The 25,246-nt window shown below is 37.8% G+C and carries 23 protein-coding genes; 19 read left to right on the forward strand and 4 right to left on the reverse strand.

Annotated features, from left to right (window positions below; all coding sequences use genetic code 11):
* Positions 1-8: 8 nt before the first annotated feature.
* From IGI46_RS13050 to IGI46_RS13095, 10 genes are all read left to right on the forward strand, one after another.
* Positions 9-395 (forward strand): BlaI/MecI/CopY family transcriptional regulator, encoded by a 387-nt coding sequence (locus tag IGI46_RS13050; RefSeq protein WP_429973546.1) that lies wholly within the window; start codon positions 9-11, stop codon positions 393-395.
* On the forward strand, positions 379-2,145 hold the full coding sequence (locus IGI46_RS13055; RefSeq protein ID WP_429973547.1) for a BlaR1 family beta-lactam sensor/signal transducer: 1,767 nt from the start codon (positions 379-381) through the stop codon (positions 2,143-2,145). Before IGI46_RS13050 ends, IGI46_RS13055 begins: the two co-directional genes overlap by 17 nt.
* Positions 2,146-2,177: 32 nt before the next feature.
* Entirely contained in the window at positions 2,178-4,202 is a 2,025-nt protein-coding gene (locus tag IGI46_RS13060) for a penicillin-binding transpeptidase domain-containing protein (protein ID WP_429973548.1), read from the forward strand.
* Between the two features lie 57 nt (positions 4,203-4,259).
* The gene (locus tag IGI46_RS13065; RefSeq protein ID WP_429963537.1) at positions 4,260-4,442 is read left to right on the forward strand and encodes a hypothetical protein; all 183 of its coding nucleotides are present in this window, start codon (positions 4,260-4,262) and stop codon (positions 4,440-4,442) included.
* A gap of 115 nt (positions 4,443-4,557) precedes the next feature.
* Positions 4,558-5,319: an alpha/beta hydrolase gene (locus IGI46_RS13070; RefSeq protein ID WP_429963538.1), complete on the forward strand. Its 762-nt coding sequence runs from the start codon at positions 4,558-4,560 to the stop codon at positions 5,317-5,319.
* Positions 5,320-5,474: 155 nt separating this feature from the next.
* Positions 5,475-6,521 (forward strand): DUF1002 domain-containing protein, encoded by a 1,047-nt coding sequence (locus IGI46_RS13075; RefSeq protein WP_429973549.1) that lies wholly within the window; start codon positions 5,475-5,477, stop codon positions 6,519-6,521.
* A gap of 166 nt (positions 6,522-6,687) precedes the next feature.
* Positions 6,688-7,524: a hypothetical protein gene (locus IGI46_RS13080; RefSeq protein WP_429973550.1), complete on the forward strand. Its 837-nt coding sequence runs from the start codon at positions 6,688-6,690 to the stop codon at positions 7,522-7,524.
* Positions 7,525-8,556 carry a hypothetical protein gene (locus tag IGI46_RS13085; protein WP_429973551.1) on the forward strand — a complete coding sequence of 344 codons (1,032 nt, stop codon included), beginning with the start codon at positions 7,525-7,527 and terminating at the stop codon, positions 8,554-8,556.
* 555 nt (positions 8,557-9,111) lie between these two features.
* Positions 9,112-10,998 (forward strand): asparagine synthase (glutamine-hydrolyzing), encoded by a 1,887-nt coding sequence (gene asnB / locus IGI46_RS13090; protein ID WP_207703506.1) that lies wholly within the window; start codon positions 9,112-9,114, stop codon positions 10,996-10,998.
* A gap of 26 nt (positions 10,999-11,024) precedes the next feature.
* Positions 11,025-11,156 (forward strand): hypothetical protein, encoded by a 132-nt coding sequence (locus tag IGI46_RS13095; RefSeq protein ID WP_429973552.1) that lies wholly within the window; start codon positions 11,025-11,027, stop codon positions 11,154-11,156.
* 187 nt (positions 11,157-11,343) lie between these two features.
* Here the strand turns inward: IGI46_RS13095 and IGI46_RS13100 are convergent, their stop codons facing one another.
* Positions 11,344-12,156 (reverse strand): MerR family transcriptional regulator, encoded by an 813-nt coding sequence (locus tag IGI46_RS13100; RefSeq protein ID WP_207703505.1) that lies wholly within the window; start codon positions 12,154-12,156, stop codon positions 11,344-11,346.
* A gap of 100 nt (positions 12,157-12,256) precedes the next feature.
* On the opposite strand from IGI46_RS13100, the gene IGI46_RS13105 reads away from it, so the two are divergent.
* On the forward strand, positions 12,257-12,613 hold the full coding sequence (locus IGI46_RS13105; protein ID WP_429973553.1) for a hypothetical protein: 357 nt from the start codon (positions 12,257-12,259) through the stop codon (positions 12,611-12,613).
* Positions 12,614-12,666: 53 nt separating this feature from the next.
* On the opposite strand, the gene IGI46_RS13110 is transcribed toward IGI46_RS13105, so the two are convergent.
* Entirely contained in the window at positions 12,667-14,769 is a 2,103-nt protein-coding gene (locus IGI46_RS13110; RefSeq protein WP_429973554.1) for an LTA synthase family protein, read from the reverse strand.
* 194 nt (positions 14,770-14,963) lie between these two features.
* On the opposite strand from IGI46_RS13110, the gene IGI46_RS13115 reads away from it, so the two are divergent.
* Entirely contained in the window at positions 14,964-17,219 is a 2,256-nt protein-coding gene (locus tag IGI46_RS13115) for an ATP-binding cassette domain-containing protein (RefSeq protein WP_429973555.1), read from the forward strand.
* Between the two features lie 37 nt (positions 17,220-17,256).
* Here the strand turns inward: IGI46_RS13115 and IGI46_RS13120 are convergent, their stop codons facing one another.
* Positions 17,257-18,195: a helix-turn-helix domain-containing protein gene (locus tag IGI46_RS13120; protein ID WP_429963546.1), complete on the reverse strand. Its 939-nt coding sequence runs from the start codon at positions 18,193-18,195 to the stop codon at positions 17,257-17,259.
* A gap of 127 nt (positions 18,196-18,322) precedes the next feature.
* Between IGI46_RS13120 and IGI46_RS13125 the strand changes: the two genes are divergently transcribed.
* The 5 genes from IGI46_RS13125 to IGI46_RS13145 all read left to right on the forward strand — a co-directional run bounded on the left by IGI46_RS13125 (position 18,323) and on the right by IGI46_RS13145 (position 22,299).
* A complete protein-coding gene (locus IGI46_RS13125) occupies positions 18,323-18,901 on the forward strand; it encodes a TetR/AcrR family transcriptional regulator (RefSeq protein ID WP_429963547.1) in 579 nt (192 codons plus the stop codon).
* Between the two features lie 6 nt (positions 18,902-18,907).
* Positions 18,908-19,153, forward strand: coding sequence for a zinc ribbon domain-containing protein (locus IGI46_RS13130; protein ID WP_429963548.1), 246 nt, complete (start codon positions 18,908-18,910; stop codon positions 19,151-19,153).
* Positions 19,150-19,410 carry a TfoX/Sxy family protein gene (locus IGI46_RS13135; protein WP_207703498.1) on the forward strand — a complete coding sequence of 87 codons (261 nt, stop codon included), beginning with the start codon at positions 19,150-19,152 and terminating at the stop codon, positions 19,408-19,410. The genes IGI46_RS13130 and IGI46_RS13135 overlap by 4 nt, the downstream gene beginning before the upstream one ends.
* Positions 19,411-19,492: 82 nt before the next feature.
* Positions 19,493-21,490 carry a HelD family protein gene (locus IGI46_RS13140; RefSeq protein ID WP_429973556.1) on the forward strand — a complete coding sequence of 666 codons (1,998 nt, stop codon included), beginning with the start codon at positions 19,493-19,495 and terminating at the stop codon, positions 21,488-21,490.
* A complete protein-coding gene (locus IGI46_RS13145; protein ID WP_429963550.1) occupies positions 21,487-22,299 on the forward strand; it encodes a helix-turn-helix transcriptional regulator in 813 nt (270 codons plus the stop codon). The genes IGI46_RS13140 and IGI46_RS13145 overlap by 4 nt, the downstream gene beginning before the upstream one ends.
* A gap of 28 nt (positions 22,300-22,327) precedes the next feature.
* Here the strand turns inward: IGI46_RS13145 and IGI46_RS13150 are convergent, their stop codons facing one another.
* Positions 22,328-23,758 carry a cryptochrome/photolyase family protein gene (locus tag IGI46_RS13150; RefSeq protein WP_429963551.1) on the reverse strand — a complete coding sequence of 477 codons (1,431 nt, stop codon included), beginning with the start codon at positions 23,756-23,758 and terminating at the stop codon, positions 22,328-22,330.
* Between the two features lie 152 nt (positions 23,759-23,910).
* Here IGI46_RS13150 and IGI46_RS13155 point away from each other — a divergent pair, with 152 nt between their 5' ends.
* Both IGI46_RS13155 and IGI46_RS13160 read left to right on the forward strand, forming a co-directional pair.
* On the forward strand, positions 23,911-24,621 hold the full coding sequence (locus IGI46_RS13155) for a DUF2087 domain-containing protein (RefSeq protein WP_429963552.1): 711 nt from the start codon (positions 23,911-23,913) through the stop codon (positions 24,619-24,621).
* A gap of 16 nt (positions 24,622-24,637) precedes the next feature.
* Positions 24,638-25,069, forward strand: coding sequence for a VOC family protein (locus tag IGI46_RS13160; protein ID WP_429963553.1), 432 nt, complete (start codon positions 24,638-24,640; stop codon positions 25,067-25,069).
* Positions 25,070-25,246 lie beyond the last annotated feature (177 nt).

Here is a 25,246-nt window from a genome sequence, read left to right on the forward strand (position 1 = left end):
AAATGAACATGGAGATTAATATCACTGAATCTGAACTAAAGGTGATGGAAGTTGTTTGGGATCATGGAACTATCAGTTCAAAGGAAATTAATCAGCTCTTGGAGCAGTCACAAGGTTGGAACCCTAATACAATCCGAACACTGTTGACGCGCTTAGAGCAGAAAGAAGTGATTACACATGTAAAATCCGGTCGTAGGTATATTTACAATGCACTGATTCCAAGAGATTATTTTGTAAGGCAAGAGAGTAAAAAGTTTATACAAAAGTTTTTTGATGGCAAAGTTAGTGAGCTAGTTATGAATTTTGTTAAGGAAGAAGCAGTTGATCAAAAAGAACTCGAAAAGTTGCGAACGTTATTAACGGAGAGGAAAAAGCATAATGACTCAGCTAATTGAACGATTCTTGTTTAATAATGTATCTATGAGTCTATTTTTGTTATTGATCGCATTAGTGCGAAATGTAATTGGAAAGCAGTTGAATCCGCGGTTGAGAGGTTTGTTTTGGTATTTCCCCTTTTTGAGTATTCTCTTTTTTATTCCTTATCAGCCTCTAGCAAATTTTAAAGCATTTCTGCATTATAATGTAGGCACTATCAGCAATTTTCAAAACAGCTGGATAGAGAAAACTAATTCAGGGATACTCGATTCTTTTTATCCGTTGAAAAATGAATGGATGAATGATTATTCCCTGCCATCAAGTTCGGCATTTAGTGATTATATGAATTTTTTTGTGCTTGTTTGGGTGATCGGCGTAGGTATTAAAGGATTTCTTTTTCTTTTTTCTTTTTACAACTTACATAGCTGGATAAAAGAAGGTCAACTGCTGCAGAATAGTACGATTCAACACTCTTTAGAAAAGGCCCAATCAGTATTAAAATACCATAAAAGAGTTCGTATTATCTCTTCTAAAAGAATTTTAACACCTGCTACCAGCGGGTTGTTTCATCCAGTGATTTTATTACCGGATGGGTATTGTAGTAAAGAGTCGGAGGAGCATCTATTCCTCATCCTGATGCATGAACTGGCACACCACAAAAATAAAGATTTTTATCAGCAATGCTTGTTTATCTGGTCTACGATATTTTTTTGGTATAATCCACTACTTTATTGGATGGCAGGAAAAGCTGCAAAGGATCGTGAAATAGCTTGTGACCAGCTTGTCCTGTCTCGTTTAACAGAAACTGAAATCATTAGTTATGGACAAGCATTATTGAACAGTTTCGTTCAAAAAAATAATACTCAACTAATCGCTTTTTCTGACAACAAAAAATTGTTGATAGAGCGAATCCATATTATCGCTGATTATCGAGCAAAAACAAAATACTGGTACATTCAAATTTTAATGATACTTCTAATAACAGGAGCAGCATTTATAGCGATTCCTCAAAGTGAAGGTAATCAGAATGCCTCATTACTGGAGGAAAGGGCCTCTATTGAAGTATTGGCAGATACATCCTTTTTTAAGAACAGCCAGAATGCTCTGGTTTTATATGATGAAAAAGCGGAAAAATATTCTATCTATAATGAAAAAGCTGCTTATCAACGCTTTTCTCCAGATAGTACCTACAAATTATGGAGTGGTTTGTTTGGATTGAAATACGACATAATTCAACCAAATCAGAATCAATTAACCTGGGACGGAACAGCTTATCCTTTTGCCGCTTGGAACAAAGATCAAGGGCTGCAGGAAGCTTTAACTAATTCGACTAATTGGTATTTCCAGCTGCTAGATAGTCGTCTAGGTAAAGCTTCATTGGCTAAAGAATTTTCAGCAATCAATTATGGTAATTCAAATCTGTTAGGATCGATAAACGATTATTGGTTGGAATCTTCTTTAAAGATATCCGCTACTGAACAGGTTCAATTACTAAAAAAACTTTTAAATAATGAATTGAACTTTTCAACAGCAGAAATTCAATTTATAAAGGACGCAATTAAGCTGGAATCTGGTCCGAATTATACTCTTTATGGTAAAACTGGAACAGGTAGAAGGCAAAATCAACAAAGTCGTGGCTGGTTTATCGGGTTTATCGAGGCAGAAGATCAAACCTATTATTTTGCCTGTCATTTGCAAGGTGAGGATACTTCTGGTCAAGAGGCTGCTAAGGAAACCTTGCGTATTTTACGTGAAAGAGATCTTTACTAACTATTATTACCAAACGAAGGGACAAACAGTCTATGCAAAGAAGCCAAAAAAGCAAAAGAAGTACCAAACTGCCTTTAATTATTATAGGTGCAATCGTTCTGATAACTATTGCAGGATTTGGCGGATATACCGTTTATCACGCTAATCAATTGAGAAATGAGGGAGAGCAGACGGTTAAGAAATTTATCTCTGCGATTTCAAAAGGTAAATACAATGAAATACCTAACTATTTGACTGAATCTTCAATAAAAGATAACGCGTTTACTAAAGATAGCGTGGCAGAAAAATACCAAAACATTTTTACCGGCATCAACGCTTCCAATATTAAAGCCAGTGATATTCAAGTGAAAAAAGGCAATGATGGCTACAACTTCAGTTACAAATTGACTTTAACAACTGGTCTTGGCAAACTAGATAATCAAAAGTACGAAGGGACACTAGCAGATGGAAATCAAAAAATTATTTGGAAACCCGATTTAATTTTTCCAGAAATGTCTGCTACAGATAAAATCAGCTACCAAGCTACTTCAGCTACACGCGGTGAAATACTTGATCGCAATGATCAAGGTCTAGCTGTTAATGGTACGATTTATCAAATCGGTGTAATTCCAAATCAATTAGGCAGTGATAATGAACGCTCTCAGAAAATTGCAGCAATCGCTGAGTCAATTGGCAGTACGGTTGATGCAGTTAATAGTGCTTTAGAACAAGGCTGGGTCCAAGACGACTTCTTTGTTCCTCTAAAAACCGTATCCGAAATACCAGAAAATGTACCAGCAGGAGCTGAAGTTCACCAGGCAACAGGTAGAACTTATCCTTTAGGAGAGGCTGCTGCACAGCTAATTGGCTATGTGGGAAAAGTTACTGCTGAAGATATAGAAAAAAATGATACACTTGCTGCTGAAAGTTTAATCGGTAGAACGGGATTAGAACGTGCTTTAGATAAGCAGCTAAGAGGACAAGATGGTGGAGTGTTAGCCATTGTGGATAAAGCTGATTCACAAAAGAAAGTTCTGCAAGAAGTTAAAAAGACGGATGGTGAGAACGTTAAATTAACCATTGACCTAAAAGCACAGCAACTTGCTTATGATTCTTTACAAGGACAACCCGGCTCGAGCGTAGCAACCGCTCCTAAAACAGGCGACCTTCTGGCAGTTGTCAGCTCACCAAGCTTTGATCCAAATAAAATGACCAATGGAATCAGTCAGGCAGATTATGATGCGTACAATAACGATAAAAATTTACCATTTATGAGTCGTTTTGCTACTGGTTATGCTCCGGGTTCTACATTCAAGACTGTCACTGCAGCGATCGGTTTAGATTCTGGTACACTTGATCCAAATGAAGAATTGGCAATTAATGGATTAAAATGGCAAAAAGATAGTTCTTGGGGTGGTTATCAAGTTACTCGAGTAAGTGATGTTTCGCCTGTTAACCTGCGAACAGCTTTAGTCTACTCAGACAATATTTACATGGCACAAGAAACTTTGCAAATGGGTGAAAAGACTTTTAGAGATGGATTAAACAAATTTATCTTTGGTGAGAAGTTAGATTTGCCAATTGCAATGGATCCCGCTCAAATTTCTAATGACGATTCTTTTGGTTCAGAGGTATTGTTGGCTGATACTGGCTATGGACAAGGACAGCTGCTTTTAAATCCTATTCAACAAATTGCTACTTATTCTGTATTTCCTAATAAGGGGACACTAGTTTATCCTAAGTTATTAGCAGATACAGAAACGAAAACAAAGCCTGACGTTGTTTCAGGAGGAACAGTTGAAACAATCAATCAGGATTTGCAAGCTGTTGTTAGCGATCCAAATGGTACAGCTAATAGTCTGCAAAGCTTAAATATTCCATTAGCAGCAAAAACAGGAACTGCCGAAATCAAGGAAAAGCAAGATGAGAAAGGTCAAGAAAATAGTTTTTTGTATGCTTTTGATGCTCAAAATCAAGCTTATTCGCTTCTGGAATTTTTAGAAAATCGATCTGATGGTCAATCAGCTACTGAGCTATCTAAAGAATTATTGACTTATCTACAGTCAACTTATCAATAAGCACTTGTCCAGACCAATAAAGATTGGTAAGATATTTCAGAAGGATGGTGCAGTAACTTGAATAAGCGACAAAGAAAGAAGAAGGCTTATAAGCAGTATATGCGTGATATCTTTGAAGGATATGAAAAAATGCTGGAAGATCCAAAGCTTCCTGAATTAACTTTTCCTTACTTGAAAGAGCAAACGATCTTATCAAGAGATAACGAAGGCAAAATTCATTTCACAACAAAAGAGTTGTAGTACTAAGACTAGGACGTAACTGTTCTAGTCTTAGTTTTGTGCTTGGAAAAAGTTTTTTCTTTTATTTCATGGTAAACTAGCTCCAGAGGTGACATCCATGAAGAGGTGGAAGAAAGTGTTGGGCATTTTTTTAACGATCATAGTAGGCTTAATCGTTGTCTTTTTCTTGTGGTTCCGACAAAGAGAACAACTATTGAATGAAGTGAAGGTAGAACCACATACAAAAACAGTTACTTTATTTGTTCCAGGTTACGGCGGAAATCGAACGTCCTTTGGTGGAGTTGTTAATCGATTAGATCGTTATGATCTGGGAACTTTTAGTGAGCGAACATATATAAAGTCGGATGGTAAATTTTCTCAACAAAAACAAGCTGGTTTTGGCAATAATTCAATGGTTCAACTATTATTTGAAGATAGCCGAGCGCCGGAAAAAGAAGTCAAACAAATTTATCCTTATCTGCAATACTTGAAAGCTCAGGGTTTTGACAAAATGAATTTAGTGGGGCATTCTACGGGTGCTCCAATGAGTGTTGCTATCTTAACTGCTTATCCCAATGATTCGACAATTCCCAAACCAGAAAAGTTGATAAGTATTGGTGGCGATTTTCCACTGCATCCCAGTGAGAGCTATTTGGCTTCTGGAGAAAAGCTGCCAAATGATTTGGCTGTCTTAACAATTGCAGGCAACATTTGGGGCCAACCAACAGATGGATTAGTTAAGGAGACGGAAGTGCGAGCAATCGAACCTGTTGTGGAACCTTATGTGAAAAGCTACCAGTTTGTAATTATCAACGGCTCTCCGCTCACTGCTTTTCATTTCATGCTTCATGAGAATCCTGTAGTGGATAAAATGATCGCTGAGTTTTTGTGGTCTTGAGGAAAACTAAAGAAAAACATCCAACCTTGGTCTGATTTTTTTGTTAAATTAAGTTTAGGTTGATAAATAATTGCTTAAATCCTCAGATTATTTTTACTGAAAAAAAAGAAAATCAGCTAAAATAAAACTAGAAAAGCAATAGGAGGACAAAAACAATGAAACTACAAAAATATATTATTTTAGCTAGCTTAACGCTGTCATTAGGAGTAGGTACCTTTCATGCTAGTACTACTGCGCAAGCAACTAACGTTAGTTCAGAAGCTGTTATCAATGAACGTTGGGGAAAACCAACATTTGTTGCGGGAGCTGGTTTAAATCAACAGCAGTTAAACGAAACGATGAACGTACTAGGCATTAATCAGGATAGTGTAAAAACTGAACAGGCTACAGGTGCTGATCTAGTAAAATATTTAGGATATGGCAGCGGAGATGACAGCGTCATGCTTAGCTCAGTTGTTGTGAATAGAGAAGACCCAGGCAAAGGGATCAATGTAAAAATTTTGACTCCGGAAAATATTACTCAAATTACTGCTGATCAATACAAAAATCCGTTAGTTACTGCTGGTATATCTGATGCAACCGTAAAAGTAGCTAGTGTGGTAAAAGTAACCGGTGAAAGTGCTTTGACTGGTGTTTATAAAGCATTTGAATCTAATGGTGAACAAGTGGATCCCGCTCGAGCTCAATTGGCTCAAACCGAATTAGATACCACCAACGAAGTTTCTCAATCAATTGTGAATAGTGCGAATGAGAATCAGCAACAACAAGATCTTTCAGCCAGTGACAAAGAAAAAGCCGATGAAGCTTATAAAGCGCAACTAAACCAAACGTTAGTGGATATCAAAAAGGATTTAGCTGAACTAAAGGAAAAACAGGGTGAATTAGCTACCAAAGAAGACGTCCAAAATATTGTCAATCAAGCCTTAGAAAAGAACAATTTATCTCAATATATTAGTCAAGAAGACATTAACAAGCTGGTTTCTCTTGCTGAGCAATATCAAACTACTGATGGTGTGCTAGACAAACAATCAATTGAGCAACTAGATAAAATCAGTGGTGATTTCAAAGATACAGTAAATAGTCTTTCAGATCAGTTAGGAAAATTTGGTGATTCTATTAAAGGGACACTAGAAGAAAACCAAGGATTCTTTGCTAATTTATGGCAGTCGATTAAAGATTTCTTTGGGAATATTGGGAACTAATGTTAAAAAATTGTTCGAATCTTCGACAATGAAATACCAAGGATGAATAAATAAGCGTTGATCATTAGGTCAACGCTCTTTTTGACCAATTTCGAGTCATAAAAACACTTTTTCGTATAAAAAAATGGTACTATAAAATTATAAACATGCACAAGGAGGCTATCAAATGGAGACGCCAGAAAAGCAGTCTGAAACGTCCTTTGATTCAGTAAAGGAATCAGCTTCTGTTGTACTAGGCGATTTAATGTCGCAATTGCAACGCTTGGAAGAAGCCATGGAGAGAGAAGATATGGGAGCTGTTTACCAAATTTATTGGAATGAGCTGCCTGTGTCAATTCAGCAATCCAGCAATGCAAATCATGAAATGGATAATTATTTCACCAGTAAATTGGATCGGGAGTTTTTACGAAAATATCCTTTCATGCAATTACGAGACCAAGCTACACCAGTCTTATTGGATTATCAGCTGGGAAGTTATTATCGAGACCGAGCGGTTATTCAGCTTGATGCTACGCAGCCGTCGGTAATCATTTTGCCTGAAGTAAAAAAACAATGGAAAAAAACTGAACAAGGTGCTTATCACGAAGAAATTGAAGCTTTGAGGTCTCAGGAAAATGATTTCGATGCAAGAATAATTGCTGCTCGTTCGGAAATTGAAGAGTTGGAGCTGCAAATTCAGGAGCAGGAACAAAAAAAAGCAGAACTTGAAGATTCAAAGGGGTTGTTGAATCGTAAAAAAATCGATGATGAAATCGATCAGTTAAATCGCAAAATTTTAGCTCTTCAGGAAGAGCATCGTAAATGGCTTCCTTTTGTCAGCAGCGAAGTCTCCCGTGAATCTCAAAAGATTGAATTAGCTCAAAGAATAAAAGCACTTGAGTTGGAACAAGCAATTGCCTTGAAAGAATTGCGGATTATTAATAAGCGCTTTGGTTCACTAGAAGAGATGGAACAGCAAATGCAGCAATTTGTCCAAGTGTTTTTAAACAAGGAGGACAAGTAAATGACTGATGAAAAGAAAACGCGAGTTAGCGAATTATATGATACTCTAGTTGCGCCTGAAGAAAATGAAGAATTAATGATTCGAGAAAAAGAAGTGCTGCATACCGATGAAGCTGATTTTGAATTAGAGTCTGCTGAAGAATTACCCGTTCACGAAAAGCCTCTCAGTCGATCCTCTCTTTCGTATTATGACAATCGAGAAAACAACTATCAAGACTTGTTAAACCTGATTGAAGATGCCGAGAAAGAGTTAGCCGATTTGAAATTCCGAAAGAAATTAATGGAGTCAGATTTTGCGACTTTATTGAATGATTTTCGGGAAGTATTTTTAAGTAAAGACTATGAAGTTTCAGCAATTGCTAAAAGTGCTCTGCTGGAATATTTTACCTTTGAATTATTAAAACCCTTGGAAACACATGATTTACAGCTTTCCAGTAATGATTTTTCAACCTGGGAAACGAAACACTTCACGCTTTCTTATCGATTGATGAACGAGAACGAGATTATTTTTAATCTGATGATGCCTACTTCTGAAGGGAAAATTCGGACAGAAAAAATTCATTTGATGACAGTTTATCCGGAGTCAATGAGAGTGGCGGTCTTAAACGATGCTGTTTTGACTTTATTGGCTGATTGCTACCAGCACCACATATATACCAGTGGTCAGAACTCATTACTTAGCTATGAAATGAATAGCGTTTTTACACATATGAAGAGCTTAGGTTTTGCTTTGGGTGACAATCTATTAGATAATAGCCGCCCATTAAATTTATCCTTTGATTTGCCACACTTGGTAAGTATAGATACATTGGATGCCATTTTCATTACAACTATGAACAATCCCAAGTATGACTTCAAAAAAATCGAAGAAAATCACTATTTAATTAAATTGGAAAATGATCACAGAGTCGAGTTGATTCAAAATGAAGCTCAAAATGCTACCCGTTTAACTATAAACACGGTTAATAGCAACAAATCCTTGATTGAATTTTTTGGAGCGTACCCGTTCTTAGTGTCACTAGCTCTAAAGTAGACTTCAAAAGCTACTATACAGAATACCCGAACATTTATTAAAAGATTCACTCACATCAAGTGATCTTTTAATAAATGTTCGGGTATTTTTACGTGGTCGTGATTATTCGTGACATCGACAGACTTGGTTCTGTATTATTAATTCCTTCTCTAGAATTTTTACTGTGTACCAATCCGGAAGCGAGATCTGTTAAGGATTTTTTAGAATATAATGAAAAGCTTACCTCTGGAGTTTTGTTAAGTTGCTGGTGAAAAACAGAAATGTTCCAATGCATCACGTTCTAAAAAGATAGTATTCGGGGTTAAAAAGGGATTAAACATAGGAAATTCAACTACTTCTTCTAAAGATTTTACCTGATAGATAGAAGCTAGCTGAATTAATAAGTTTAAAAGAATTAGCGAACGTTTTCTTCGCTATCCCTTTGTAAAAAATTAAGAATTCTCGACAATTTGTATAGAAAATCTGCGCAATTCGTGAAAGTCGAGATATCCTATGATATACTTTGAAAGTTGATACCAGTGTGTATCTGAGGCTATTTGAAAGAGGGTAGACAGTGTGTGCGGAATTGTAGGATTCGTTGATCGTTCAAATACAACACAAAAAGAACAAGTCATTAAGGAAATGATGGATACCATCGTTCACCGTGGACCAAACAGCTCTGGTCAATTTATTGATGAAGGTGTTGCTTTAGGCTTTCGTCGCTTAAGTATCATTGACTTGGAAGGCGGTTCTCAACCGATCTATAACGAAGATGAAACAAAGATTATTACTTTTAATGGTGAAATTTATAACTACCAATCCATTCGTGAGGATTTAATTGCTAAAGGACACATTTTTAGAACCCATGCCGATACTGAAGTATTGCTTCATGGTTATGAAGAATATGGTGTTGATCTGCTGCAAAAAATCCGTGGAATGTTTGCGTTTGTTATTTGGGATACAGAAAAACAAGAATTATTTGGCGCTCGGGATCATTTTGGAATTAAGCCATTGTATTATACTCAAATGAACGGAACCTTTATGTATGGTTCAGAAATCAAGAGCTTTTTGAAGCATCCAAATTTTGTAAAAGAGTTGAATAAGGAAGCTTTGAAGCCTTATATGACTTTTCAATACTCGGCATTAGATGAAACCTTCTTCAAAAATGTGTATCGCATTAAAGAAGGGCATTACTTTATTTATAAAGATGGTAAATTGAAGATTGAGCAATATTGGGATGTTAATGAAAAGGAAACTGGTTTAACTTTAGAAGAAACAGTTGATTTAATTGATAAAACTGTGATTTCTTCAGTGGAAGCTCACCGAATTGCTGATGTTGAAGTAGGTTCCTTCTTATCTTCTGGGGTTGACTCTAGTTATGTAACAGCCGTATTACGTCCTGAACATTCTTATTCAATCGGATTCGGTGACAAGACTTATAATGAATCAGTGGAAGCAAAAAAATTGGCCGAGCTAATTGATTTAAATAATACATCTCGAGTTGTAACTGGAGATGAAGCTTTTGATTATTTCCCATTGATTCAATACCATTTGGATGAGCCTGATTCAAATCCATCCTGTGTGCCGCTTTATTTCCTGGCTGAACTTGCGAGTCGTGATGTTCGTGTGGCGCTTAGCGGGGAAGGTGCAGATGAATTATTTGCCGGTTACCAAGCCTATGGGATGAACACAAATTCTAAAATGGTAAAGGTAGTCGCTGAAGGTTTAAAAAAACTGCCTAAAGACATGCGCTATAAAATTGGCCGCGGTCTAAAAGGGAAATCATTCCGTGGTGCTTTGCACTTATATACTTCTTTAGCACCAGCTGAAGACTTCTTCATAGGTCAGGCTAAGGTATTTGAAGAAGAAGAAGCGGTAGATTACTTACAACCTACTTATCAATCAAGTCCTAGTGTTAAAGATATTGTTCAAGTACACTATGACCAAGTCCAAGATATGTCAGAGATTAAAAAAATGCAGTATTTGGATATGCACCAATGGATGCCTAAAGATATCTTATTGAAAGCAGATAAGTTATCAATGGCCAGTTCCTTAGAAGTACGTGTCCCTTTATTGGATAAAGAATTAATGAAGGTTTCAGAACAAGTACCAACGAAATATTTGATCAATGCAGAAAATACGAAGTATGCTTTCCGTCAAGCGGCAGCCCGCCATTTGCCAGAGGAGTGGTACAATCGTGAAAAATTAGGCTTTCCTGTACCAATTAAAGACTGGTTACGAGAAGAAAAATATTACAAGATTATCCGTAATTTGTTTGAGCAGGAATTCGTAAAAGAATTTTTTGATCAAGAGAGAATCTTGAAGCTATTGGATGATAATTTTGAAGGAACGGCTGATGGTCGACGCAAAATTTGGACTATCTATACCTTCTTAACTTGGTATCAAGTATACTTTGTCAACAATGGTGAAAAGCCTGTACCAGTACCAACTAACGTAGCTTAGAACATAAGAAGAGTATCTCGATCATCATGATTGAGATACTCTTCTTTTTTACTATTATTCGTCGTGAAGATGTCACTATGTCGAAAGCTAGCGTAGGTGATAACCTCCATCAAACCAATCTTTACTTTGAACGGGTAAAGCTGTCGGGAACGACGTAGCCTTGTACTTGTGCTGCAGGTAGCGTCACCGTCACAAAAATGATTGAGTGCTTCAACAATATCGCTCTCTAAAACGGATTAATCGTTCCCACATATAGTTGGCCCAGCTGCCAGTGTGGTGATCGGCCTGCAATTCCATCCGTATTTGAACAAAAATCAGAAACTCATGCGAATAATACGCTTGCGTCTAATCTTCAGCTGGCAGCGAACACCGGACTTCAAATAATGGTGAACGAACATCAAACTGACTAGTCATAATATCCAATTTGAAAACCACCTTATCATATTCCAAGCTGAAAAGCTCAGGAAATAATTCTTCAGCAAGCTGTGGTCGGTTAGTATCCGTCAGTTTGGAAACATAAGTTGTTTCCGGTAGCGTGAGAGTATTCTCATACAAATGGTTTTGCTGATTTTTCTCTAGAGTTAGAAAAAGATAGGATCGATAATCCCCACCAGAGTATCTAAGTAAAGCGCCCATTTCATAAACCGGACGTAAACCTAATTCCAAAACCTTTCCATAAGTTTCATTCAGTAATTGGTGATAATCATAGCTATCCTCGTCAAAATTTTCTTCGAAGGGAATCACCCAATAATCTTTATCAGGAATAGTGATTCTTTGGTCCTCTTTAGCTTGAAACAAACGGTCGGAGCGCTGAATTTCTTGTTTTATCTCCTCAAGAAAATCTAAATTATTCTGAAACTGTCGCATTTTATGATTGGCCAGTTGGATTCCAGTTTCAATAATTTCTTGCATAGAAATAGTAAACGTATCTTCAGAAATATATTTTTTCAGTTCTTTTAAGGGGATACTCAATTCCGCACACAGCCTGATGGTTTCAACTAAATAAATATGGACCTGTGAATAATAGCGATAACCGTTTTCAGAATTTACATAGGATGGCGGCAATATTCCAATACGTTCATAATAGCGCAAAGCTTTGACATGAACCCCCGAAATTTTAGCTAGCTTACCGATCGTTAACATATTCTTATGATCCATTAGTTTCTCCTTGACCTTCCCTTTAAGGGATAGTTTATAACTATGGTATAGCATTTTGAATTTACCTTCAAGTAAAGGATCAAAAAGGAGATGAAAAAGGATGAATATGATTTTGAGTTACCTTTTAGAAAGACAAAATAAATCAAAAGCAGTGTTGGAAGAAAAGCACATCTTATTAGGCTGTAAGCCCAAAAAGATTTCCGAATTCATTACGTACAAAGATTTTCACCTGAATCCTCGGAATTCTATGGATAAGCTAACTACTATATTAAATAAATCTCGTAAAAAATTAGTGATTAATGGAAACTTGCAGGAAAGTACTATAGCGAAGTTGATCGCTCTAGCAATAAAAGCTAAGCAGGAATTTTCAGTGGTTGTTTATGATGGGTATTCCTCCTCAGATCATTCCAAACTAGAAAAATCAGAGGATTTGGCTGTAATTGTAGTGGAAGAGTAGGGTAGATAGGTAAAAAAGAATAATAAATAAAAAATAGTGGGAAATCATTCCCACTATTTTTGGTATTCAGTATAGGTTTCTGTTCGGTAAAGTGGAACAGTTGTTTGTTCATCATTTTGACTATATAAACTGGTCGATTTCCCACCTTTATCAGCCTCAATTTGAAGCAGTCGCTCTAGTTGGTCATGGTAATCAAAATCTTGAGGATCAATAGACTTTAAGTTACTGCCTTGATAGAAACGAAGCAAATCTCCGTTGTTAATTTTATCTGAGGTCATTAATTGCTCATCAACTGCCTGGTTTAGTTCCGTAAAAAGTTTTTGCTGCTCTAGGTTTGGCTCATCAACTGGCAAACCAGTTTGATTATCGTAAACCTTGCCTCCATAGAAAGTATAGTCCGGTGTTACAAAGTCACCGTCTCGGAAAGCAACTACTTGTTTGTGTTCTGAAGAAAAGAGGTCCTGACCTAACATCAAGTAATCATCAGTTGATATTCCCAATAAATGCAGCAACGTAGGTAAAACATCTACTTGTCCGCCATAAGTATGATTAACTTCCCCATCGGTTTGACCAGGGATATGAATCATGAAAGGTACACGTTGCATTTGAGCATTATCAAAGTCACCCCAATCCTCAGAGGTTTTCCCTAATAACGGCGCGAGTTCATTGTTACGGGTGTTAGAAATTCCATAGTGATCGCCGTAAAGCACGAAAATAGAATCATCATACAAACCGCTTGCTTTCATATAATCAAAAAATTCCTGCAGTGCTGTATCCAAATAATTCGCTGTAGCAAAGTAACCGTTGATAGTAGAATCATTTGTATTAGCAACTGGAAACCCGTCTTCATCATTATTAAAGCTGGAATAAGGGTAGTGATTAGACACCGTAATCATTTTTGCATAGAAAGGTTGTTGTAAGTGTTCCAAATATTGAACTGATTGATTTAGAAACGGTTTATCATGCATCCCGTATTGGAATGAGTTCTCCTCGTTAATATCATAATAGCTTGAATCAAAGAAATAGTCATAGCCAAGATGCTTATAGGTAGCATCTCGATTCCAAAAGCTAGCTGAGTGACCATGAAAAACCGCTGAAGTATAACCTGCTGTTTGCTGTAGAATATTGGGTGCAGCTTCAAAGGTATTCTTATCACCCATTTGTGTAAATAAAGCCCCTTGATTTAAACCGAATAAAGAATTTTCCAGCAGCGTTTCTGCATCAGAAGTTTTACCGGCTTTTACCTGATGGAAAAAGTTATCAAAACTGTAAGTACTTTGATCGTGGAATAAGCTATTCAGAAATGGTGTAACGGTATGAGCTTCGCCGTTTTCATCAGTCAACTGATAATCAATTAAAAACTGCTGGAAGCTTTCCAAATGGATATAAACCACGTTTTTACCTTTAGCAATGCCGTACATTTGATCGTTCGGTGCCGCTTGATGCTCATCAACGTAATCCTCAACTTCTTTTAAATCAGTTGGACTAGCTTCAGCTCGAACCTGATTATTTTGATAGGTTTGATATCCATCATAAAAGGTAAAGGCATTGATTCCAAGATACTTTACCAAATGTTCACGAGAAAACTGACGACTGAGTAACCCTGAACGATCGATTTCAGCTAAAAACAAATTTCCACTTCCGATTAAAAGTGAAACCATTGCTAACGCAGTAGCTTGACGTAAACGAGGAACTCGATCATCCATTTTAATCTTTTTCTTCCATAATAAAAACGGAAGAATAAATAAATCGACAATGTAAAAGACGTCGTAGATTCTAAATAAACGAACCGCGCTTTCTCCTAGTCCAGTTGAAACCTGTCCAGCACCTAGTAAGGTATTAATGGTAATGAAGTCCGTGAATTCTCGATAATAGACTGCATTGGAAAAGAGCCAAATCGATAATAGCAGATAGATACCAAACAAGGCTGTATAAGCAACGCGTGTTCTTTTAATGAACAAACCAATACTGATCAGCAACATAGAAACACTAATCGGATTAATTACTAAAATGAAGAACTGTAAAGGACTTTGCAAGCTTAGGTGAAAATCCATGACATAACCGAACATATTTTTTACCCATAGTAATACTATCAGTAAACTAAAAAAGCCGATTCTAGTATTTACAAAGTTTTTATATTTTTTTATATGAGACATATAACGCTCCTTATCTCTGAAAGTGCAATCATCATTTATTCTATAGGTTTTAGTAAAAGGCGTCAAACTAAATAGGAGGTTTGTGATGATTACTTAATAAATGACACCCAAAATTGGTTTCTTTGCGTTCCTTGCTAGAATGTCCTAGACTAGAGATGACCAACTATTTTGATCAATAATAAGGAGGTTCGTTCATGGAACAGCAATGGATCACGATCAAAGATGCTCGGCAAAATAATTTGAAAAATGTCTCAACTAGAATACCCAAAAAGCAGCTAACGGTTGTTACTGGATTATCAGGTTCTGGAAAGTCATCACTGGTGTTTGACACTCTGGCAGCAGAATCACGTCGAGAGTTAAACGAAACTTTCCCCAGCTTTCTACAACAATATTTACCTAAGTACGGCCGACCAGAAGTTGCAGCTATTGAACAATTGCCGGTGGGAATTGTAATTGACCAAAAAAAACTGTCTGCAAATGCTCGTTCAACAGTCGGTACTTATACTGATATCTACACCTTTTTGCGCCTGCTCTTTTCTCGAGTAGGGGAACCATTTATTGGTTATTCCGATACCTTTTCATTCAATCATCCAGAGGGAAAATGTCCTGAATGTGATGGTCTAGGTCTAACTACTACCATCGACATTCATAAACTAGTGGATTTTAATCAATCCCTTAATGAAGATGCCATCGATTTTCCTACCTTTCACCATGGCTTTTGGCGTTGGAAAAGGTATGCTAACAGTGGCTTATTTGATTTAGACAAAAAAATTAAGGATTACTCATCGGAAGAATTGGATTTATTCTTGTATTCACCACAAATTAAGTTGAAAAATCCGCCTAAAGAATGGCCTCATACAGCTTTGTTCGAAGGACTTATTCCTCGCATGCAGCGCAGCATTTTGAATAAAGATGAAGGGAAAAGACATCAAAAACAATTGAATCACTTTGTTACAGTAGAAACTTGTCCAGCTTGTCACGGGACAAGAGTCAATGATCGGGTAAGAACTTGTTTAATTAAAGGAAAAAATATTTCAGATCTAGTTTTAATGTCTTTGGATGAATTAACTGATTTTATCAAAATAATCGATGGTCCTTTAGCGGCAGATATCAAACGAGAATTACAAAAACGTTTAGCTGCCTTATTGGATATTGGATTAAGCTATTTAACCCTAGCTCGTTCTACAGGAACATTATCTGGTGGGGAAGCACAACGGATAAAAATTTCCAAATATATCAACAGCTCTTTAACGGATATTATGTATGTGTTGGATGAGCCTAGTGCCGGATTGCACCCAAAAGACATTGATCGCTTCAAAAAAGCTTTAACCATGCTGCGAGATAAGGGCAACACAGTCATCTTAGTAGAACATCATCCACAATTAATCGAAGCAGCTGACTATATTATTGACATGGGTCCTGGCGCAGGTGAAGCCGGTGGCGAAATTCAATTTGCAGGCAGTTATCAGGATTTTCTCAAAAGCGGAACCATCACCAGTCAGTTATTACAAAGCCGCTTGCCGTTGAAGTCGCAAGTACGAAAATCAACTGATTCATTACAGGTGAAAAACAGTTCGATTCATAATTTGAAGAACGTCTCAGTGGATGTACCTTTAGGTGTCCTCACCGTTTTGTGCGGCGTGGCTGGATCAGGAAAGAGCTCTTTAGGTGAAGCAGTCCGCCAGACGGCATTGGAAGAAGGACGTGAGATTGTAGCAATTTCCCAGAAGAATATTGGAATTAATTTGCGATCAACACCGCTAACTTATCTAAATGTGTTCAGTGACATTCGGCAATTGTTTGCTAAAGCGAATGATATCTCCGCTGCCTACTTCAGCTATAACTCCAAAGGTGCTTGTCCACGTTGTCACGGAAAAGGAGTCATTGTAACTGACATGTCCTTTATGGAGGATATCGTAACAGTTTGTGAGGTTTGTCATGGGGAACGTTACGCACCAGAGATCGCAAAGTATCATTACCAAGGTAAAAGTATTGTCGATGTTTTACACTTTACGGTGAATGAAGCTTATCACTTTTTCGTGAAAGAAAAGTTTAGTAAGCAATTAAAGGCTTTAGTGGATGTAGGTTTAGGCTATCTTCGACTAAATCAATCCTTAACCACTTTATCTGGCGGAGAACTCCAGCGCTTAAAGCTGGCAGGGCAGCTGCATAAAAAAGGCTCCATTTATTTACTGGATGAACCAACGGATGGTTTGCATTTGGCTGATATCCAGGAGCTGCTTCAACTGTTTAATCAAATGGTAGATCAAGGCAATAGTTTGATTTTATTGGAACACCATTTAGCTATTATGAAGCAGGCAGATTGGTTAATCGAGGTTGGACCAGAAGGCGGAGCCAAAGGGGGAGAGATTCTGTTTAGCGGAACTCCTCAAGAATTACTGGATAGTGAAGATTCTATTACTAAGCCATATCTTGAAGCTTCCTTATAAAGAAGAAACCTGTCGCTGAGATGGCGGCAGGTTTCTTTTATGGCATTGGTAATGGTGCTACCCAAATTTCTATTGCAGCAGCCTCCTCAGCAGGGGCTGTAAAATATTTTTCTAGTGAATAAGCTTCGGTGATTAAATGTTGTCTCGGCAGCCATGTCCCCAACAGATAACTGAGTGCTTTAGCAAGAGCAGCATTTCTCATCTCGTCTGTATTTTCTGCCTCAAAGCTGCAAACAATATAATCCCCTGGTTCAACCGACCATGTCTTTAGTGCACTATGCTTTGGTTGCTTCACTTTTCCACCTGCAAAATAATCAAAGGTCTGTGATGATCTTAAGGCCAGAGGATCAAGCGAAGAATCCTGCAGAAAAGAAGCGCCTAACTCAATATTTCCAGTAAATAGTTCTGGAAGCTCCGCTTTTAGTTGGTGAAATTCCTGCCAAAGAGTATTAGCCTGATTAATCCCAGTTGTCCCGCCAATTGGGATATTATTTCCAATTATCAGCTGCCCGATAATGCCCTGATAATATTCTGCCTCAGTCAAATTACGATGCTGAATCTTCAGCACCATGTCTTCAGTAATAAAAGAATCATTTTCTGTCAGGATGACTTGGGTCATTGTTAAGTCCGGCTGAAGCATTTGATTCAAAGCCGGTTTTTCCAAGCGGTAATACTCAGGTGTCATGCCGTAAGCAGCTTTAAATGCTTTTGTGTAATAAGCATGACTATTAAACCCGACTGCTAAGGCGATTTCTAAAATCTTCCCCTTGGTAGTTATCAGGAGCTGACAGGATTTAGCTAAACGCCGCAACTTCACGTATTCCATGACTGGTCGGCCGACTAGTTTCTTAAATAGACGCTGAAAATAAAATGGAGAGAGATGCGCCACAGCAGCCAAATCTGGTAAGGTGATGATTTCTCCTAAATTTTCTTCTATATAATTGATGGTTTGTTGAATACTTTCCCAGGTTTTCATAATTGACTCTCTTTCTGCTGAAGTATCTTTATCTTACCATTTAAGGAAAAAGTCGAAAAGATCAATTGACAGAGAATGGTTTCAATAATAAAATGAGTGTATACTCAGTGAGTGGAGGGTCAGTAAAATGGCAGAGTCAGTACGAGAAAAAAAGAAACAACAAACCAGAAAAAAACTCATAAAAACAGCTAGTCGATTATTTGCTGAAGAAGGGTTCCAAGTGTCTACCAGTAAAATTGCTCAGACAGCTGGATTAGCTCATGGATCATTGTTTTTACATTTTCCTACACGGGAAGATTTGATTGATATAGTCATTAATAATTTTTTCAAAAGCATGAATACTCGTATTCATAAGGTTGTGGCTAACAGCGGAACATTAGAAGAATTTTTGGCTCAGCATCTAGCCCTGTTGCAAGAGAAAGAAGCTTTTTACACACAAATAATTACTAACATGACAGCTTTGCCCAAGACAACTCAAGAGAAATTATTTGGTCATCAGTCAACCTTATCCGCCCATTTGTTGATTTTATTAGAGCAAGAAGGTCAACTTACAGGTATACCGCCTCATTTGCTTTTTAATACCTGGCTTGGAATTATTCATTACTATCTGCAGAACAAGGTTATGTTTGCACCAGATACGTCAGTGATTGAACGTTATAAGGATGAATGGATTGAAGGCTATTTACACTTAGTACGGAAAGGTTGATAGAAAATGAAGAAATGTATTGCTTGTGGAATGCCGATGGAAAAACCGGAGGATCATGCTCAAGGAGACGTTAGTAAAAACTATTGTTTACATTGCGCTACGCCTGATGGACGAATGCAAACCTACAAAGAAAAACGGGAAAACCTACTCGCTTTTGTCATCCGGACTCAAGGAATTGATGCCGATGCAGCTGTCGGAGTCGTAGAAACGATGATGAAGGATTTACCAGCTTGGAGGAGAGTTAAACGATGACAGAATTACAAACCTTACCTAACGTTGGAAAAGTGCTAGCTGAACATTTAACGGCTATTGGGATTGAATCTTCTGAAGACTTAAAAAAATCCGGAACTGAGGCGACGTTTTTAAAGATTAGGATGCAGCGAGATGCGGGAGCCTGCTTGCATATGCTTTACGGGATTGAAGGCGCTATCCAGGAAATATCTAAGAAGGATTTACCAGCTGAACGCAAACAGCAGTTGTTACAATTTTATCAATCTTTAGAGCAATAAAAAGTCGCAGGATTGGACAAAAATACGCTCGACGCTTCCTTTATAATAAATGATTGATGTGACTAAAGGGAGTGACTAGATCATGAATGCAATTGAAAAGGAAGAACAAAAAAATTGGGAGCAGATTAAACAGCAAATGCTGACTCAGCAAAAACAATTAACTGGCTCCTTGAATTCAGCTACTGAGGAACTACAGCAGTTTCAGACATATCTGGTTAACTACAAAGGAGAGATTGATCCTCATGAGATGTTTACTAATGTTCGTCTGCAGGAGCAGCAAATTTTAGCTAGTTCAATTAAGTTCCAGCAGTTAGAAAAGCTGCAAAAACAATTATCCAATCCCTATTTTACTCGAGTTGATTTTCTTTTTGATGGTGAAACAAAGGCTGACGCCTTATACATTGGACGCTTTTCCTTTTCAAACGAACAAAACCAGCTGCTGATTTACGACTGGCGAGCACCGATTGCCAGCCTTTTTTATGATTTTGACTTTGGTGCTGCTTATTATGAGGCTCCTAACGGTTTAGTTAAGGGAGCTATTACTGGAAAACGGCAACTGAAATTTGTAGCGGGTGAACTTAACTATGTATTAGATACGCACACAACTATTTTTGACGACATTTTGCAAAAGGAACTGAGTAACCAACAAAGTGGGCGAATGTCTACGATTATCAGCACAATTCAAAAAGAGCAGAGTCAAATTATCCGGTCCACTAATCACAAAGATTTAATTGTCCATGGTGTAGCTGGTTCAGGCAAAACATCGATTGCTTTACATCGGATAGCTTTTCTTTTGTATCAGGAGCGAGAACGACTCTCTTCCGATCAAATTACGATTTTATCTCCGAATCGTGTATTTGGCAGCTATATTTCTGAAGTGTTACCCGAGCTCGGCGAAGAACCAGTGAATGAATGGAGTATTGATTTGCTGATGGAGCAGTTAACTAAGCAGAAAGCGACGATCTCTCGATTGGAAGAAACCGAGTTGGCGATAGCAGACCAGCTGCCTGCTCAAATCAGCTATTTGGCTACATCAAAAAGTGTCAAAGATCTGCAGAACTTTTTATACAAGATGGAACAAACGATTTTCGAAGCAGAATTGCTGGAAGTTGGCAGCTATGAATTTCCTCCCGATTATTTAAATAGACGATTTCAGGCCTATCGGCGGCAGCCAATTGTTATACGTCTCGAGATGATTGCCAATGATATAATAGAAGAAGTTAAGAATAAGCCGTTTCGACCAAAGCGACTGCCTACAAAGAATCAATTAAAGAAGAAGCTGATCCAATGCTTAAACTATCGCTCTAGCGCTGCTATTTATGACGCTTTTTTAAGTGATCAAGACATTCAACCACTTAAAAGCTATTGCTACTCTGATTTGTTTCCACTAGCTCATATTCAATCCTTTTTTGATCAGACACTAACCTTTGAAGAAAACAAATATGTGGTGATTGATGAAATACAGGATTACACGATGATGCAGCTGAGAGTGATCAAGGATTTATTCCCTTGCCAAAAATTATTAGTCGGCGATTATACACAGCAAATAACAGTAACTAATTTTATGAATCTTTCCCAACTTCAGCAGATTTTTTCGGACGCCAACTTAGTGCAGCTAACTAAGAGCTATCGTTCAACCTTCGAAATTATGAATTTTGCCAAAGGATTAATTCAAGATCAGTTGATTGAACCAGTTATTCGCCACGGAGCAGATCCTGTAGTATTGCAAATTGAAGACAGCAATCGATTGGCAGTAATAAAAAAGCAGGTGAGGATGTTAACTTCCAATTTCCAAACAATTGCCTTAATTACGAAAAACACACATCAGGCACAAAACTGGTATGATCGTCTAAAGGATTCGATTTCTATTACTTTACTGCAGGACAACAACCAGACTCTTGACAAAGTGGGGATTTATTTGTGTGGTGTCGGCACAGCTAAAGGATTAGAGTTTGATGCAGTAATTGTATTAGACAGCCAAGTGGATAATTTTGCGGGTCGAGCTGGCCATCAGCAATTATTTGTCGCTGCCACTCGTGCAATTCATCAGCTGATTTTGATAGAAGGAGGTGCCTCTTGAGTAAACTGATTACTACTATTGAACAATATGTTGATGAACATTTAGATCAGCCCATATCGTTAGAAATTATGGCCCAGCAGTTGCATTACTCTAAGCATCACTTGCAGCATGAATTTTCAGTAGCTACCAACTGGAGCATATACGATTATATAAAAAAGCGCCGCCTGCATGAAGCAGCGCAGTGTTTGTTGAAAAGCAATCGATCTATTATTGCTATTGCTTTGATCAGTGGTTATCAAAACCAGCAATCTTTTACCAAAGCCTTCAAGGAAATATACAAGGTTTCTCCCAGCCAGTTTCGGCGGCAAAAAAGAATTTTTGGTTTGGTTGGAGCTAGTAACCGACTGCTTTATCAATTTCCAAGCAAGAGTATTATTCGTTTGGCAAGAATGGAAGAACTATCCAAATTAGCTGATTATATGGAACATATCCAATGGGCCTTTCCTTATTACGAAGAGCGAAGTTTCTATTACGCAGTCAATCAGCGAATAAAAAAGGAGCATGTCTGGGTAGCAGTCTCAAGAGAACTGATAACCGGGTTATTAATCTATGACCAAGCCAACAATCGGATAGATGGTTTATCTTCCTTACCATTTCTATGGGATGAAGATATTGAGGAACGCTTATTAAAGCAACTTCTAGCCTTAACAATCTTTGACCAAAAAAACTTATCAACCACCACCTTTAGAGCGAAAGATAAATTAGACATTGGTGAAAGACAACGTCTGCTCAACGTCGGTTTCACACCTCGCAAAGAATTGATTGAAGTTGGGTATCCAACTGAATTAATGGTTTATAAAAGCCGCTGAATTCAATATTTGAATTTAGCGGCCTGTTTTAGTCTTCATCAGATTCAGGTACTTCTTTAGCGAACTCTCGGCTGCCTTCATAGGCTGATAGGGCTTTGCGACGAGCTTCCTTATGATTAACAATAGGACTAGGATAATCTTCACCCAATAAAACACCATACTCAGCTTGCTCATCCTCTGACATTTTGTCGGGCTGATGAATAAACTTCTTCGGCAAATCCTTTAATTCTGGAACATACTTACGAATGAAATCTCCTGAAGCATCAAATCTTTCAGATTGAGTCGTTGGATTAAAAATCCGAAAATAAGGAACTGCATCAGTGCCAGTAGAGGCGCCCCATTGCCAACCGCCGATGTTGCTGGCAGGATCATAGTCAATTAAACTTTTCTGGAAGTATTTTTCTCCTTCACGCCAATCAATTAACAAGTCTTTCGTTAAAAAAGAAGCCACGATCATCCTCAGTCGATTATGCATCCAGCCAGTTTGATTTAACTGTCTCATCGCAGCATCGACAATTGGATACCCAGTTTTTCCTTCCTGCCATTTTTTTAAATGATCTTGGTTATCACTCCACTGAATGAATTGAAAATTAGTTTGAATCGGTTGCTGCTTTTGCTTTGGATTAACGGCATAAATCATATTGTAGAAATCACGCCAGCATAATTCCTTTTCGAAGGTTTGCTTGCCAGCGCTGTTCTCAGTTTCTTGCAGCTGCTGCCAAACTGTTCGAATCGAAATCTCACCAGTGCGTAGATAAGGGGAGAGGCGGCTGGTTCGGTCCTGTGCCGGAATATCCCGCGCTTTCGTATAATCAACAACGTCTTCTAAAAGGAAATGCTCCAATTGTTGTTTGGCAGCTTTTGATCCTAATTTATAAAAGGACTTATCTGGAAGATCTTTGCACAATTCCTCGAATTTTTTCTCATCCTCAGCAAACAAGCTATCCTTTACAACCTTTTCTGAAGACAGCTTTACTTTGACCGGCGTTGGTTTAGCTAATTGCTTCCATTGATTGTAGTAAGGAGTATACACTTTATAAGGATCTCCACTTTGATTCTTGATTTCTTTAGCCCCGTGTAAATGGTGATCCATGTAATCATGCACTACAATATTGTTTTTCTTAAAAAAATCTCGCATTTTCTGGTCACGTTCAGCTCCAAAGCCTCGCTCATCATAATTGAAATAAATACGATCCCAATTCTCTAGATTTTCCTTTAACTTACTGAAGCTTTCTTCTAAATCACCATATAAAATTTGCAGATGCAGCTTTTTATTTACTGCTGCCTGAAAATGAGCCACACTTGCGAAAAAAGCATGTTGGTTGGCACTATCTTTCAGGAATTGCTCGGGATTTACCTGAAACAGTAAAATTACCTCATCAGAATCTTCAAAGGCATGGTATAAAGCTGTATTGTCCTCTAAACGCAAATCACGACGAAACCACATTACTGAGGTCATCTGATCACCTCTTTCTTTTTCTTAAGTATGACACACATTTTATAATCACGACACGCAAATGCTTGTTAGCATTTTTGTTAGTGTATTTGCAAACGAAATATATCTATGTTAGCATTTATGTAAACAAAAGGGTGAAAAGAGCTGGAAATACTATGGATGAAACAATTGAGGACTATCAGAAGGGTTATCGCTACCATGACGGAATATTTGCTTGTCTCTATTGTGACCAGCAATATGAGGACGGTTACATCTATCCAGTTGAGGATCGACAAGCTACGGCTCAACGAGCGATGCTCCAGCATTTGAATACAAAACATGTTGGAGCATTAGGTTCCTTAATTGCGCAGCGCAAAGAAATCAGCGGGTTGAGTGAAGTTCAGCAAGAAATATTAGAGTTGTTTGCTCGCCGTTTAAGCGACCCGGTAATCGCACAACGTTTAGGGATTTCTACATCCACTGTTAGAAATCATCGGTTTAAGCTAAGAGAAAAGGAAAAGCAAGCCAAAGTTTTTCTGAGCATTATGAGTTTGCTGAATGATGAACCCTTTATTCCGCCTCATCGGGGAGCGCGCATGATTGATGAACGCTATCATATTACACCGGCAGAACGGAATAAGGTATTAGCGACTTATTTTACTGATGATGGGCGTTTAAGCTCTTTGCCAAGCAAAGAAAAACGTAAAGTGATCGTACTAACTAAAATTATCGAGCATTTTGACGCCAGTAAAAATTACTCTGAAACGGCCGTGAATGACATTCTGCAGTTAGTCAATGATGACTATGTAACTTTGCGACGGTATTTAATTGAATATGGTTTTATGAATCGGACAAAGGATGGCAAAAGCTATTGGGTAGTTGATTAAGAAAGGGGCGTTAGCGATGAAGTATCGGTTTCACCATTTACACATTACAGTTGAAGACATATCTGTTTCTGAAAAGTTTTACGATCAGCTCTTTACAATTCTTGGCTGGGATATTACCACTAAGTATAAAGGTGATTTGCCTCATATGGACATGTCAGTAGTTGAGTATATGCACGAAGGCTTCGATTTCGCAATTTGTTCACCAAAAAAAGAGTTAAGAGACATTACTATTGATGTTCGTACGCCCAAGGCTATTCAGCATTTGGCTTTCGCGGCTGAATCAAAGCAAGCAGTTAACGACTTTTACACGGCTCTTAGCCAGTTAGACGTCAATATTTTACACGACGAAGCTCGTTATTATGATAAGATTGCTCCCAATTATTACGCAGTCTTTTTTGAAGATCCAAATGGTGTTCGTTTAGAAGTTTTTCATCATAAGGGTGCATAAAGAAGCGAGTATTAAGCTACTTTAGAACAAACGATTATTCATAATCAGCTGGAAACAGATGATTTTTTTACAGGAGGTCTTAGAGTAAATGAAGCTAAAAGCTTTTCAGCTCAGCAAATAGATCAAAAACTGCTGATGGATTTAATGCCAGGGAAACAGGTGGACATGTAAAAATAG

Origin of the sequence: Enterococcus sp. AZ163, from assembly GCF_050498925.1 — a bacterium.
Classification (GTDB): Bacteria; Bacillota; Bacilli; order Lactobacillales; family Enterococcaceae; genus Enterococcus_A; species Enterococcus_A ferrettii.